Raw genomic sequence first — 13,050 nt, 5'->3', positions numbered from 1 at the left:
CCGTGCCGATCGAAACGTTTGTCATCGTGTTCCCCATCGCACTGGTGCTGTTCTGGGGCACCCTGCTGCTGATCGTCATCCGAAGCCTGGGCAAGCGGGCCCGGGCGGGACGCCGTCCCGGGAGCGGGAGCGGGGGCGATGCGTCGGGCGGCGGCGGTTTCTTCGCCGCCGGGGACGGCGGTGGCGGGGGAGACGGCGGTGGCGGTGGGGGAGACGGTGGCGGGGGCGGCTGCTGAGACGCGTGTGCGATTCGTCTCCGCACGGAAATCGAATCGTGACACATACATCTTTCCCCTTAGGGCAGGCGCGCAACGTTGACCAGGTCGTTTACACGGCCTTCGCACCGCCCAGAGGGGAAACGCATGTCGGACCGGAAACCCACACCGTCACCACCCGTGAAATCACAACCGTGGTTTCAAACGATCGCCCCCTGGGTCTTCTGGCCCTCGGTCGCGATCATCGGGGCCTTCGTGCTGTGGGCCATCATCTGGGACGACGCCGCCAACCGCGTGGTCATGAACCTCAACTCGGATGTGGTTGGCAACCTCGGCTGGTACTACATGGTGCTGGTCTCGCTCTTCGTGATCTTCGTGGTCTGGGTCGGGCTCAGCCGCTTCGGTGACATCAAGCTCGGCAAGGACGACGACAAGCCGGACTTCTCCACCGCCTCCTGGCTGGCGATGCTGTTCGCCGCCGGCATGGGCATCGGCCTCGTCTACTGGGGCGTCGCCGAGCCGCTGACCTTCTACGACTCGCCGCGCCCCGGCGTGGACGGCGGCGAGGCCGAAGCGGCCAGGGCAGCCTTCTCCCAGACCTTCCTGCACTGGGGCATCCACCCCTGGGCGATCTACGTGGTCGTCGGTCTGGCCATCGCGTACGCCGTGCACCGCAAGGGCCGCCCCGTGTCCATCCGCTGGGCGCTGGAGCCGCTGCTCGGCGACCGCGTCAAGGGCCGGTGGGGCGACGCCATCGACGTCATCGCGCTGGTCGGTACCGTCTTCGGTGTCGCCACCTCGCTCGGCTTCGGTGTCATGCAGATATCCGCGGGCGCCGACTTCCTCGGCTGGGCCGACAACCCGGGTACCGCGCTCCAGGTGGCGCTGATCGTCGGCATCACGCTGCTGGCGCTGCTCTCGGTGCTCTCCGGCCTCGGCAAGGGCATGAAGTGGCTGTCCAACACCAACATGGTGCTGTTCTTCTGCCTGATGGCCTTCATGCTGATCGCCGGCTCCACCACGCTGCTGCTGTCGGACTTCACCGAGAACATCGGCAACTACCTCCAGGCGCTGCCCTCGCTCAGCTTCGACACCGGTGCCGCCCACGGCGAAGAGGGCCGGGCATGGGTGAGCGGCTGGACCGTCTTCTACTGGGGCTGGTGGATCTCCTGGGCGCCCTTCGTCGGCATCTTCATCGCCCGCGTCTCCAAGGGCCGCACCGTGCGGCAGTTCGTCGGCGGCGTGCTGCTGGTGCCCTCGCTGCTGACCTTCTTCTGGTACTCCGTGATCGGCGGCTCCGCCGTCCACCAGGAGCGGGGCGAGCCCGGCTCGATGGTCGGCGCGGACGGCGTGGACAAGGACAGCGCCCTCTTCCAGCTGCTGGACCACTTCCCGGGCGGCGCCCTGGTCGCGGGTCTGACCATGCTGCTGATCGTGCTGTTCTTCGTCACCTCCTCGGACTCCGGTTCGTACGTGGTGGACATGCTGGCCTCGGGCGGCGACCCGACGCCGCCGCGCTGGAGCCGCGTGTTCTGGTCGGTCGTCGAGGGCACGGTGGCCATCGCGCTGCTGGTGGCCGCGGGCAGTGACGCGCTCACCACGCTCCAAACGGTGGCGATCATCATCGCCCTGCCGTTCAGTTTCGTGATGATCGCGATGTGTATCGCCACGCTGAAACAGTTCCGCGCGGAACGGGCCGCCTACCTGGCGGCCGAGCGCCGCAAGACGGAGACGCGACTGATCGAGGAGGCCGTGGCCGCGCTCGAGGAGGCCGACAAAGCGACGGCCGAGGGCGTGAACGGCACCGGCAAGAAGCCGACGGCCACCACCACCCGCACCTGATCCGTACGTCCCTCTCCACAGCCCCCGGGGCCGGTCCACTCCCGTACCGGCCCCGGGGGCTTCCTCATGCGCGGCGGCGCCGGGGGTCGAGTTTCTGGTCGAACCGGCACTCGGGCGCCCCGGCGGGGGCCGGTTCGCCGCTGAGCGCGTGGCACAGCCGCGCGTGCAGGAGTTCCGCCTCGACGGCGGAGAGCACGACCACCCGGGTCTCGCCGTTCACCGGCACGGGCACCTGGAGCGGAGGCGTCACCGCGCCACCACCGTCAGGACCTCGCGCAGACTGCGCTTGAGGACGCAGAAGTGGTACGTCAGCTCCTCGGTGGAGGCGGAGTCGAGCCGCAGGCTCTCCGCATCGGCCAAGTTCTCCCGTGCCACCGTGAGAACGGCTTGTTGACGTACCTCCGGCACCGTCGTTCCGACCGGTACCGCGTTAGCCTTCGCCATGTTGACGCTCCTTTCCGAGCGTTGACCACGCCCCGGGGCGGCCTCCATCCGTCGCCGGGGCTCCTGAACCGCTGACGTTCTCTCACCCTTCCGGTCAGCACCACGTCATTCCGGTGACAGATCCGACACCTCGCTCCAAGCTTCAGAGGTGTCAGTTCTGACGGAGGAGTGACGTTGAACGAGGCGCTGAAGCGTGCGATCTCTGAAGCGGGAATGTCCGCACACCAGTTGGCGCGGTCCTGCGAAGTCGAGGACCGTACAGTTGAACGGTGGCTGTATGAGGGGCGGGTCCCCCATCCGCGAACGCGGGGTGCGGTGGCCGAACGCCTGGGAGTGGAGGAGTCTGTGTTGTGGCCCGCCGCCGCGAAGGCCGTGATGAAGATGGGGCCCGACCGGGAAGTGGTCTCGGTCTACCCGTACCGTTCCGCGTGCCCGTCGTCCGTGTGGCGGTCACTGATCTCGGAGGCACGGCAGGAGCTGACCTTCGCCGGATACACCAACTACTTTCTGTGGCTCGATCACCCGAATCTCTCCGTCGCCCTGCGCAAGAAGGCGGAGGCCGGCGTCCGGGTGCGCTTCCTGCTCGGCGAGCCGGACTCGGAGATCACCCGGCGGCGCGAGGCGGTGGAGGACACCGCGCTCACGCTGTCCACCCGCATCCACATCTCGCTGGAGCACCTGCGCAGGCTGGGCGGGACGGCGGGCATCGAGGCGCGGTACAGCGCCGCCGAGGCACATGTCGCGCTGTCCGTCTTCCGTTTCGACGATCAGATGCTGGTGACCCCGCACCTGGCGAATCTGGTCGGGCACGACTCACCCATGCTTCATCTGCGCAGGCTCCAGGACGACGGCCTCTTCGACCGGTTCGCGTCGCACACGGAGCAGCTCTGGGCGGACGGGTCGCCGGTGTAGGGGCCCCGCCGCTCCGGGGTCAGGAAGAGGGCTGTTCCGCGTGCTCCTGGGCCAGGGCCGCCTCGTACGTGTGGAAGGTGTCGACGAACAGCTGCCGCTGTTCCGGGGTCAGCGGGGCCAGGGCCTTGCGCCAGGCCGTCGCGCCGGGGGAGAGCCACTGGGTGATGGCGGGGCGCATGGTGTCGGTGATGCTGATGATGCGGCGCCGGCGGTCGTCCGGGTCCTCGCGGCGTTCCAGGATGTCCTTGCGGCTCAGATCGCCCACCATCAGGCTCACCGTGGTGGGGGCGACCTCCAGCCGGGCGGCGAGGTCATTGACGGTCATGGGCCCGTCGAACAGCAGACAGGACAGCAGCGACAGATGGCGCGGGGCAAGGGCCATCGACTGGAGCGCTTCGGGCACCTGGATGCGCTTGACGCGCCCGACCATCCGGGGCACCAGCAGCAGCAGACTCCTGACGGCCTCGTCCACGTCCGCCGCGTCGGAGGGGTTCGACATCACGCACCTCGGGAGTTGTCGTCGTTCGCCGCTCGTCCGGGGATCGCGGGCGGGGCACGGGGCACGGGCTAATCCTGCGGCTCCGGCAGCCACTGCTCCACGGCCTCGGGGTTCTCCGTCACCCAGCGTTCGGCCGCGGCCATCGGCGACAGCCCCTCCGCCTCGATCAGCCGGGCGACCTCGTTCTGGTCGTCCGTCGTCCACCGGAAGGCGCGCAGGAACTCCGCGGCCGGGGCCTCGGTCTGGGCGAAGGCGGCGTTGAGGTACTTGCGCGGGGCCAGGTCGGGGTAGGCGCAGGCGACCGTCTCCGGGTCGCTCTGGCAGCCGAGGGTGTGCCGGGGGAGCTTTATCTCGGCCATCTCCACCTCGGCGTTCAGCCAGTGCGGCTGCCACCAGTAGGTGAGCAGGGGCGTGCCCTCTGTCGCGGCGCGGGTGATGCTCTCCACGAGGGCGCTCTCGCTGCCCGCGGCCACGGGGGTGAGGTCCAGGCCGAGTTCCTCGATGATCGCCGCGTCGAAGGTGGCGTAGGCGGCGTCGGCCTGGAGGAGTTCGCCGTTGAAGTCCTCGGCGAAGTCGTTGAGGTTCTCCCAGTCGAGGACCTCGGGGTGCGCGTCGGAGAACCGTTTCGGCACGAACCACCCTATGTGGCCGGTGATCCCCAGGTCCCCGGCGTCCACCACGCTGCGCTTCTGCCGGACGTACAGCTCCGTCTTCTCCGGCAGTCCGCCCCAGTCCTCCAGCAGCGCCTGGACGGTGCCGTCGTTCAGGCCGTCCCAGGCGCGGGCCTGGTCCACCGGCATCCAATCCACGCCGACACCCAGTTCGGTCTCCAGCACGTACGCCGCCACGGCCGCGTTGGCCTGCCCGCCCGGCCAGTCGGGGACCGCTATCGCGATCCGTTCACCCGGCTCCTCACCGGCGCCGGCCACCCCTTCGTCCAGCAGAGCGCAGCCGCCGCTCAGGGTGAGGCCCAGCACCGCGACTCCTGCGATCAGGACGCGCCGGCAGTTCCGCATGGTGTCCGTTCCTTCGGCCTTCAGGCTGGGCGGCGGTGCGGCCCCGTGGCGCGCGAGCGAACGCACGCGCGTACGGGGCCGCATTCCGCAGGATATGCCCAACCGGTCAGATCAGGCCCAGTGCGCGCACGGCCTCCCGCTCGTCCGCGAGCTCCTGGACGGAGGCGTCGATCCGGGTGCGGGAGAACGCGTTGATCTCCAGACCCTGGACGATCTCGTACGTACCACCCGAAGTGGTGACGGGGAAGGAGGAGATCAGGCCCTCGGGAACGCCGTACGAGCCGTCCGACGGGATCGCCATCGAGGTCCAGTCACCGGCGGCGGTGCCGTTCACCCAGGTGTGGACGTGGTCGATGGCGGCGTTGGCGGCCGACGCGGCCGAGGAGGCGCCGCGCGCCTCGATGATGGCGGCGCCGCGCTTGGCGACGGTGGGAATGAATTCATCCGCCAGCCACGCCTCGTCGTTCACGGTTTCGGCGGCGTTCTTCCCGCCGATCTCCGCGTGGAAGATGTCGGGGTACTGGGTCGCCGAGTGGTTGCCCCAGATGGTCAGCCGGCGGATCTCGGAGACCGGCACCCCGGTCTTCTTCGCCAGCTGGGTCAGCGCCCGGTTGTGGTCGAGGCGGGTCATCGCCGTGAACCGCTCCGCCGGTACGTCGGGGGCCGCCGCCTGCGCGATCAGCGCGTTGGTGTTGGCCGGGTTGCCCACCACCAGCACCTTGATGTCGTCCGCCGCGTGGTCGTTGATCGCCTTGCCCTGCGGCTTGAAGATCCCGCCGTTGGCCTCCAGCAGATCGCCGCGCTCCATGCCCTTGGTACGGGGGCGGGCGCCGACCAGCAGCGCCACGTTGGTGCCGTCGAAGGCGACGTTGGGGTCATCGGAGATGTCGATGCCGTCCAGCAGCGGGAAGGCCGAGTCGTCCAGCTCCATGGCGGTGCCCTCGGCGGCCTTCAGCGCCGGGGTGATCTCCAGCAGCCGCAGCCGGACCGGGACATCGGGGCCGAGCAGCTGGCCGGAGGCGATCCGGAACAGCAGCGCGTAGCCGATCTGGCCGGCCGCGCCGGTGACGGTGACGTTGACGGGGGTGCGGGGCATCTCTGACCAACTCCGGTGATGTGGTGACGGGTTCCGAGAGCGCGTGGGCCCCGGCGCCACCGGGGCCCACGCGGTACTGCCGAACTGCTGCCGCGTTACGCGGTGGCGGCGATCTTCTTCTTCAGGTTCTCGTCGAGAGCGGCGAGGAACTCCTCGGTGGTCAGCCACGGCTGGTCCTTGCCGATGAGCAGCGCCAGGTCCTTGGTCATCTGACCGGCCTCGACGGTCTCGATGCAGACCTGCTCCAGCTTGTGCGCGAACTCGGTCACCTCGGGGGTGTTGTCGAGCTTGCCGCGGTGGGCCAGACCCCGGGTCCAGGCGAAGATCGAGGCGATCGGGTTGGTGGAGGTCGCCTTGCCCTGCTGGTGCTGCCGGTAGTGGCGGGTGACCGTACCGTGCGCGGCCTCGGCCTCGACGGTCTTGCCGTCGGGGGTCATCAGCACGGAGGTCATCAGGCCCAGCGAGCCGAAGCCCTGGGCGACGATGTCGGACTGCACGTCACCGTCGTAGTTCTTGCAGGCCCACACGTAGCCGCCCTCCCACTTCAGGGCGGCGGCGACCATGTCGTCGATCAGCCGGTGCTCGTAGGTGAGCCCGCGCGCGTCGAACTCGGCCTTGAACTCGGCGTCGAAGACCTCCTGGAACAGATCCTTGAAGCGGCCGTCGTAGGCCTTGAGGATCGTGTTCTTGGTGGACATGTAGACCGGGAAGTTGCGCTCCAGGCCGTACCGGAAGGAGGACCGCGCGAAGTCGCGGATGGAGTCGTCCAGGTTGTACATGGCCAGGGCGACGCCGGAGCTCGGGAAGTCGTAGACCTCCAGCTCCATGGGCTCGGAGCCGTCCTTCGGGGTGAAGGACAGGGTCAGGGTGCCCTCGCCGGGGATCTTGACGTCGGTGGCGCGGTACTGGTCGCCGAAGGCGTGACGGCCGACGACGATCGGCTTGGTCCAGCCCGGGACCAGACGCGGCACGTTCTCCATGATGATCGGCTCGCGGAAGATGACACCGCCCAGGATGTTGCGGATGGTGCCGTTGGGCGAGCGGTACATGCGCTTGAGGCCGAACTCCTCGACCCGCGCCTCGTCCGGGGTGATGGTGGCGCACTTCACGCCGACGCCGTACTGCTTGATGGCCTCGGCCGCGTCGACCGTCACCTGGTCGTTGGTGGCGTCGCGGTGCTCGATGCCGAGGTCGTAGTACTTCAGCTCGACGTCGAGGTACGGAAGGATCAGCTTGTCCTTGATGAACTGCCAGATGATGCGGGTCATCTCGTCGCCGTCGAGTTCGACGACGGGGTTGGCTACCTTGATCTTTGCCATGGGTACGGTCTGTCCCTCCGGGCCGGCTGGGTCGTTCTGGGATCTCAATATCTCGTCATCAAGATACCCAGGCCCACCCTAGCCCCCGCCCCGGCCCCCGCCCAAGGGATGACCGCACCCGGCTCCGGGCGGGATCCCCCCGCGTACGCCCCCCGCTCACCTCCCGGCCGCGCCCCGGGGCACCAGTTCCGCCCGCAACCGCTCCAGGCCCCACTCCAGGTCCCCGGGCGAGATGACCAGCGGTGGCGCGATCCGGATCGTCGAGCCGTGGGTGTCCTTCACCAGCACCCCGCGCCGCAGCAGCCGCTCCGAGATCTCCCGGCCCGTACCGAGCGCCGGGTCGATGTCCACCCCCGCCCACAGGCCGCGCCCGCGCACCTCGGTCACCGCCCCGGCCCCCACCCAGCCGGCCAGCTCCTGGTGCAGCCGTTCGCCCAGATCGCGCGCCCGGCGCTGCGGCTCGCCCTCCCGCAGCATCGCGATCACCTCCAGCGCCACCGCGCACGCCAGCGGATTGCCGCCGAACGTCGAGCCGTGCTCCCCGGGCCGCAGCACCCCCAGCACCGCGGCCGAGGACACCACCGCCGACACCGGCAGCACCCCGCCGCCCAGCGCCTTGCCGAGGATGTACATGTCGGGCACCACGTGCTCGTGCTCGCACGCGAACGTCGCCCCGGTGCGGCCCAGGCCCGACTGGATCTCGTCCGCCAGGAACAGGACGTCACGCGCCCGGGTCAGCTCCCGCACCCCCGCCAGATAGCCGGGCGGCGGCACCCGTACCCCCGCCTCGCCCTGGATGGGCTCCAGCAGCACCGCCACCACGTCCCCGGCGTGCTCCTCCAGCACCGCCTCCAGCGCCGCCAGGTCCCCGTACGGCACGATCTCGAAGCCCGGCGTGTAGGGGCCGAAGTCCGCCCGCGCCTCCTCGTCCGTCGAGAAGCTCACGATCGTCGTGGTCCTGCCGTGGAAGTTCCGGTCCGCGACGACGATCTTCGCCCGCCCGGGGCGTACGCCCTTCACCCGGTAGCCCCACGCCCGCGCCGTCTTGACCGCCGTCTCCACGGCCTCGGCGCCGGTGTTCATCGGGAGCACCATCTCCATCCCGCACAGCTCGGCGAGACCGGCGCAGAAGTCGGCGAAGTGCTCGTGGTGGAAGGCGCGCGAGGTCAGGGTCAGCCGGCTCAGCTGCGCCCTGGCCTCGGCGATCAGCCGCGGATGCCCGTGCCCGAAGTTGAGCGCCGAGTAGCCGGCCAGCAGGTCCAGATAGCGGCGGCCCTCCACATCGGTCATCCAGGCGCCGCGCGCCGAGGCGATCACCACCGGCAGGGGGGCGTAGTTGTGCGCGCTGTGCTCCTCGGCGGCGCCGATCAGCTCGGCCGACGACTTCCCGGACACGTTCGCGATCATGGGCGCTCTCCTGTGATCTTCCGGCGGCTCTGACGGGGATCATCCGCCGCCGATTGTCGCGCCGGGCGCCGGGACGCGGAAGAAAGCGCGGGCGAACGTCCGGTCAGCGGACAGTGTGCGGCGCCGCCCCGGTACCCGCCGGAACGCCCGCCCCACCCGTGTCACGGACCACCGGGCGCCTGAGACAATGGGTGCCATGGCCACTGATCGTCCCCGCGTGCTCTCCGGAATCCAGCCGACCTCGGGCTCGTTCCACCTCGGCAACTACCTCGGCGCCGTCCGCCAGTGGGTGTCGCTCCAGGAGACGCACGACGCCTTCTACATGGTGGTCGATCTGCACGCCATCACCATCCCGCAGGATCCGGCCGAGCTGCGCGCCTCGACCCGGCTGGCCGCCGCCCAGCTGCTGGCCGCCGGGGTGGACCCGGACCGCTGCACACTGTTCGTCCAGAGCCATGTCGCCGAGCACACCCAGCTGGCCTGGGTGATGAACTGCCTCACCGGCTTCGGCGAGGCGTCCCGGATGACGCAGTTCAAGGACAAGTCCGCCAAGCAGGGCGCGGACCGCACCACCGTGGGCCTGTTCACCTACCCCGTGCTCCAGGTCGCCGACATCCTGCTCTACCAGGCGGACCAGGTGCCCGTCGGCGAGGACCAGCGCCAGCACGTGGAGCTGACCCGCGACGTCGCCGAGCGCTTCAACGGGCGGTTCGGCCAGACCTTCACCGTCCCGGCGGCGTACATCCTCAAGGAGGCGGCGAAGATCTACGACCTCCAGGACCCGACCGCGAAGATGAGCAAGTCGGCGTCCTCGCCGAAGGGCATCATCAACCTGCTGGACGAGCCGAAGGCGTCCGCCAAGAAGGTCAGGTCGGCGGTGACCGACACCGGTACCGAGGTCCGCTACGACCCGGTGAACAAGCCCGGCATCAGCAATCTGCTGGTCATCCACTCGGCTCTGACCGGCACGACCGTGCCCGAGCTGGAGGAGAAGTTCGCCGGACAGTTGTACGGTGCGCTCAAGACCGAACTCGCCGGGATCGTCGCCGACTGGGTGACGCCGTTCCGGGCGCGGACCCAGGAGTTCCTCGCCGATCCGGCCGAGCTGGACGCGGTGCTCGCCAAGGGCGCCGCCAAGGCCCGCGAGGTGGCCGCCGGGACCCTGGCCACCGCGTACGACCGGGTCGGCTTCCTGCCGCCGCGGCCGTAGCCGGCGCACCTCGGGAAGATGACGCAAAAGGGACCACGGCCGCCGCGCGCGGCCCACTCCCCCCGGCACACTCGCGGCCGGGCACGGCAGGACAGGAAGGGAGTAGGTTGTGGGGACCGTCACGCTGGGCGTGTCGATCGCGGTGCCTGAGCCGCACGGCAGCAGGTTGCAGAGCTGTCGCCTGGGCTTCGGTGACGCCGCCGCCGCCAAGATCCCCACACATGTCACCCTGCTGCCGCCGACCGCGGTCGACCCGGCGGCCCGCCCCCGGATCGAGGAGCACCTGGCGGGCATCGCCGCCGCCGGGCGCCCCTTCCCGATGCGGCTGTACGGCACCGGCACCTTCCGGCCGCTGTCCCCGGTGGTCTTCGTCCAGGTGGTCGAGGGCGGTTCGGCGTGCGGCTGGCTCCAGGAGCGGGTGCGCGACCCGCGGGGCCCGCTGGCGCGGCAGCTCCAGTTCCCGTACCACCCGCATGTGACCGTGGCGCACGGTATCGAGGAAGAGCGGATGGACGCCGCCGAGGCCGAGCTGGCCGAGTACGAGGCGGCCTGGACGGCGAGTGGCTTCGCCCTCTACGAGCAGGGCCGCGACGGCGCGTGGCGGCTCCAGCGGGAGTTCCTCTTCGCGACGGTGGCGGCGGCCGAGCGCACCCCGGAGCCGGAGAACGCGGCGTGACCCCCGCCGCGTAACCTCTTGCCCTCCGCTCCCGCGGCCCTACAGTCTCCACCATGGAAAACGGGAGAAGCGGGAGAAGTACGGAGAAAGCCCCCGGCCGTCCGGCGGGGGCCACCGGCATCGGCGGCGCCCACCCCGGCACCCTCAGGGAACGGGGCCTGACCGTCCAGGAACGCCTGGCCCGGGTGCCCCGCGTCGGGCCCGCCTTCGCTGCCCTGTTCGCCTCCCGCCCCTACCGGGTCTGGGAGTACCTGGAGGACCGGGTGTGGACCCGGCTCGCCGCCGCGATCACCTTCACGTCCTTCCTGACGCTCTTCCCCGCCATCGCGCTGGCCGCCGCCGTCACCGCCGCCGTGCTGAGCGACGCCCAGGTCGTCCGCGTCGAGGACTGGTTCACCGACCAGGTGCCCGGCATCTCCCAGCAGCTCGACCTCCGGTCCTTCTTCGCCAACTCCCGCGCCATCGGCCTGGCCGCCCTGCTCCTGCTGCTGCCCACCGGGGCCGCCTGGATCGACTCGCTGCGCGGCACCCTGCGCGCCGTGTGGGACCTGCCGGAGCCCGACGGGAACCCGCTGCTGCGCAAGGTCAAGGACATCGGTGTCCTGGCCGGGCTCGGCGCCGTGGTGCTCGCCTCGCTGGGCGCCTCCGCCCTGGCCATCAACGCCGTGCACTGGGGCACCAGCTGGCTCGGTGTCGAGCGCAACGGCGTCGCCCAGGCCCTGCTCCAGGCCGCCGCGTACGTCCTGGCCATGGCGGTGACCTTCGCCCTGCTGCTGTACGTCCTGGCCTGGCTGCCCGGCGTACGGCCGCCCCGGGGCGCCCTGCTGGGCGCCTGCCTGGTCGGCGCGATCGGCATCGAACTGCTCAAGCTGCTGCTCGGCGGCTATCTGATCAACATCGCCGGGCGCACCGTCTACGGGGCGTTCGGCGCGCCGATCGCCCTGCTGGTGTGGATCAACCTGATCGCCCGGCTGCTGCTGGCGTGCTGTGCCTGGACGGCCACGGCCGTCAGCGCGGGGGAGCGGACCGGCGCAGACGTTCTGGGATCTGCTGGAGGGCGGCGGGCAGCGGGTGGCGCCGGTGGAACACGTAGGCCGCCACCGCCATCAGGACCAGCGCCCCGCCCGTGACGCCCAGGACGGTGCCCACGCTCGCCGGGCGGGCGCCGGTGCCCGCGGCGGTGGCGCCGTCCACGGGGGTGATGCCCTTCCCGTCGTCCTCGGAGACGCTCGCCTCGCGGGCGGCGGCCTCGATCTCGCTGAGCGGCGGCACCAGCTCGCCGACCGGCTCGATGTGGTCGGCCGCCTCGAAGCCCCAGTCGAAGAGCGCGGCGGTCTCCCGGTACACCTGGAGGCTGTCGCCCTCGGACGGGTTCATGCAGGTGACCAGCAGCACCCGGTCGCCGCGCTCGGCGACGCCGGTGAAGGTGTGCCCGGCGTTGGTGGTGTAGCCGTTCTTCACCCCGGCGACGCCCTCGTACGGCTCCAGGCCGCGGTCGCCGACCAGCAGCCGGTTGGTGGACTGGACCTGGTACGGCTCGCGCTCGCCCGGCTTGCCGTCCTCGTCCTCCTCCGGCGCGCCGCCGGGGAACTCGGCGCGGACGGTGGCGGCGTAGCGGCGGAAGTCCTCGTTCTTCAGGCCGTCGCGGGCGATGAGCGTGAGGTCGTAGGCGGAGGAGGTCTGGCCCTCGGCGTCGTAGCCGTCCGGGCTGACCACGTGGGTGTCCAGGGCCTGGAGGTCGGCGGCGCGTTCGTTCAGTTCGGCGACGGTGGCCTCCATGCCGCCGTTCATGGCGGTGAGCGCGTGCACGGCGTCATTGCCGGAGGCGAGGAAGACCCCGTGCCACAGGTCCTCCACGGTGTACGTCTGGTGGTCGGCGATGCCCACCGCGCTGCTGCCCGCGCCCATGCCGACGAAGTGCTCCGGCTCGGCTGTGTACACCTCGTCGGCGTCGAACTTGGGGATGAGGGTGTCCGCGAACAGCATCTTGAGGGTGGAGGCGGGGGCCAGCCGGTGGTGCGCGTTGTGGGCGGCCAGGACCTCGCCGGTCTCGGCGTCGGCCACGATCCACGCCCGGGAGGAGATGTCCTCGGGCAGTTCGGGGGCGCCGGGCCCCAGCGAGACCTGCGGGCCCGGTACGCCGAGCCGCTCGCCGCCGATGACGGTGTCGTCGGAGGAGGCCGAGGGGGCGGCGGCGGTGGCCGCGGTGGCGGGGGCGGCGGCCGGGAGCAGGGCGGCGGCCGGGAGCAGGGCGGCGGCGAGGGGGAGCGTCAGGGAGCGGCGCACGCGGGGGCGGCGGGCCATGATCCGAAAAGAGGGCGATCGCAGAATCGGCACAACGCGAACTTACCCATAGCCGGTACGGGCCTGGCCAGCGCAGGGGCCCGAACCGGTGAGGCGGCGCGTTCATCCGG

At 70.7% G+C, this 13,050-nt stretch carries 13 protein-coding genes and 1 pseudogene; 6 read left to right on the top strand and 8 right to left on the bottom strand.

Annotated features, from left to right (window positions below; all coding sequences use genetic code 11):
• The first annotated feature begins 2 nt into the window (after positions 1 to 2).
• Both H7827_RS11040 and H7827_RS11035 read left to right on the top strand, forming a co-directional pair.
• Positions 3 to 236: a hypothetical protein gene (locus H7827_RS11040; protein ID WP_432744576.1), complete on the top strand. Its 234-nt coding sequence runs from the start codon at positions 3 to 5 to the stop codon at positions 234 to 236.
• A gap of 159 nt (positions 237 to 395) precedes the next feature.
• Positions 396 to 2,057 carry a BCCT family transporter gene (locus H7827_RS11035; RefSeq protein ID WP_432744574.1) on the top strand — a complete coding sequence of 554 codons (1,662 nt, stop codon included), beginning with the start codon at positions 396 to 398 and terminating at the stop codon, positions 2,055 to 2,057.
• A 64-nt stretch (positions 2,058 to 2,121) separates the two neighbouring features.
• On the opposite strand, the gene H7827_RS11030 is transcribed toward H7827_RS11035, so the two are convergent.
• Together H7827_RS11030 and H7827_RS11025 are read right to left on the bottom strand one after the other, a co-directional pair.
• A complete protein-coding gene (locus tag H7827_RS11030) occupies positions 2,122 to 2,307 on the bottom strand; it encodes a hypothetical protein (protein WP_386535316.1) in 186 nt (61 codons plus the stop codon).
• On the bottom strand, positions 2,304 to 2,501 hold the full coding sequence (locus H7827_RS11025) for a hypothetical protein (RefSeq protein ID WP_386535319.1): 198 nt from the start codon (positions 2,499 to 2,501) through the stop codon (positions 2,304 to 2,306). Before H7827_RS11025 ends, H7827_RS11030 begins: the two co-directional genes overlap by 4 nt.
• Before the next feature lie 315 nt (positions 2,502 to 2,816).
• Between H7827_RS11025 and H7827_RS11020 the strand changes: the two genes are divergently transcribed.
• Positions 2,817 to 3,413, top strand: coding sequence for a hypothetical protein (locus tag H7827_RS11020; RefSeq protein ID WP_386535322.1), 597 nt, complete (start codon positions 2,817 to 2,819; stop codon positions 3,411 to 3,413).
• Positions 3,414 to 3,432: 19 nt separating this feature from the next.
• On the opposite strand, the gene H7827_RS11015 is transcribed toward H7827_RS11020, so the two are convergent.
• From H7827_RS11015 to rocD, 5 genes are all read right to left on the bottom strand, one after another.
• Entirely contained in the window at positions 3,433 to 3,912 is a 480-nt protein-coding gene (locus H7827_RS11015; RefSeq protein WP_386535325.1) for a MarR family transcriptional regulator, read from the bottom strand.
• A gap of 68 nt (positions 3,913 to 3,980) precedes the next feature.
• Positions 3,981 to 4,928 (bottom strand): glycine betaine ABC transporter substrate-binding protein, encoded by a 948-nt coding sequence (locus tag H7827_RS11010; RefSeq protein ID WP_432744570.1) that lies wholly within the window; start codon positions 4,926 to 4,928, stop codon positions 3,981 to 3,983.
• Positions 4,929 to 5,034: 106 nt separating this feature from the next.
• Positions 5,035 to 6,024 (bottom strand): malate dehydrogenase, encoded by a 990-nt coding sequence (locus H7827_RS11005; protein WP_030728909.1) that lies wholly within the window; start codon positions 6,022 to 6,024, stop codon positions 5,035 to 5,037.
• Between the two features lie 95 nt (positions 6,025 to 6,119).
• Positions 6,120 to 7,343, bottom strand: coding sequence for an NADP-dependent isocitrate dehydrogenase (locus tag H7827_RS11000; protein WP_030728906.1), 1,224 nt, complete (start codon positions 7,341 to 7,343; stop codon positions 6,120 to 6,122).
• Between the two features lie 156 nt (positions 7,344 to 7,499).
• Positions 7,500 to 8,750 (bottom strand): ornithine--oxo-acid transaminase, encoded by a 1,251-nt coding sequence (rocD, locus tag H7827_RS10995; protein WP_432744566.1) that lies wholly within the window; start codon positions 8,748 to 8,750, stop codon positions 7,500 to 7,502.
• 196 nt (positions 8,751 to 8,946) lie between these two features.
• Here rocD and trpS point away from each other — a divergent pair, with 196 nt between their 5' ends.
• The 3 genes and pseudogenes from trpS to H7827_RS10980 all read left to right on the top strand — a co-directional run.
• Positions 8,947 to 9,960: a tryptophan--tRNA ligase gene (gene trpS / locus H7827_RS10990; RefSeq protein ID WP_030728900.1), complete on the top strand. Its 1,014-nt coding sequence runs from the start codon at positions 8,947 to 8,949 to the stop codon at positions 9,958 to 9,960.
• Positions 9,961 to 10,069: 109 nt separating this feature from the next.
• Positions 10,070 to 10,636 (top strand): 2'-5' RNA ligase family protein, encoded by a 567-nt coding sequence (locus tag H7827_RS10985; RefSeq protein WP_046724589.1) that lies wholly within the window; start codon positions 10,070 to 10,072, stop codon positions 10,634 to 10,636.
• A gap of 53 nt (positions 10,637 to 10,689) precedes the next feature.
• Positions 10,690 to 11,628: pseudogene (locus tag H7827_RS10980) on the top strand (YihY/virulence factor BrkB family protein); the annotation flags it as partial.
• Between the two features lie 16 nt (positions 11,629 to 11,644).
• Here the strand turns inward: H7827_RS10980 and H7827_RS10975 are convergent.
• The gene (locus H7827_RS10975; RefSeq protein WP_432744561.1) at positions 11,645 to 12,940 is read right to left on the bottom strand and encodes a D-alanyl-D-alanine carboxypeptidase family protein; all 1,296 of its coding nucleotides are present in this window, start codon (positions 12,938 to 12,940) and stop codon (positions 11,645 to 11,647) included.
• Positions 12,941 to 13,050: the final 110 nt, after the last annotated feature.

This window comes from Streptomyces sp. JH002 (assembly GCF_050916115.1).
Taxonomy (GTDB): domain Bacteria; phylum Actinomycetota; class Actinomycetes; order Streptomycetales; family Streptomycetaceae; genus Streptomyces; species Streptomyces xiamenensis.
This window is presented reverse-complemented; position numbering and strand designations above follow the sequence as displayed.

Excerpts from the sequence above, each read along its gene's own strand:
- H7827_RS11025 (WP_386535319.1), bottom strand. The coding sequence starts at position 2,501 with ATGGCGAAGGCTAACGCGGTACCGGTCGGAACGACGGTGCCGGAGGTA.
- H7827_RS11015 (WP_386535325.1), bottom strand. The coding sequence starts at position 3,912 with ATGTCGAACCCCTCCGACGCGGCGGACGTGGACGAGGCCGTCAGGAGT.
- H7827_RS11010 (WP_432744570.1), bottom strand. The coding sequence starts at position 4,928 with ATGCGGAACTGCCGGCGCGTCCTGATCGCAGGAGTCGCGGTGCTGGGC.
- H7827_RS11005 (WP_030728909.1), bottom strand. The coding sequence starts at position 6,024 with ATGCCCCGCACCCCCGTCAACGTCACCGTCACCGGCGCGGCCGGCCAG.
- H7827_RS11000 (WP_030728906.1), bottom strand. The coding sequence starts at position 7,343 with ATGGCAAAGATCAAGGTAGCCAACCCCGTCGTCGAACTCGACGGCGAC.
- rocD (WP_432744566.1), bottom strand. The coding sequence starts at position 8,750 with ATGATCGCGAACGTGTCCGGGAAGTCGTCGGCCGAGCTGATCGGCGCC.
- trpS (WP_030728900.1), top strand. The coding sequence starts at position 8,947 with ATGGCCACTGATCGTCCCCGCGTGCTCTCCGGAATCCAGCCGACCTCG.
- H7827_RS10975 (WP_432744561.1), bottom strand. The coding sequence starts at position 12,940 with ATGGCCCGCCGCCCCCGCGTGCGCCGCTCCCTGACGCTCCCCCTCGCC.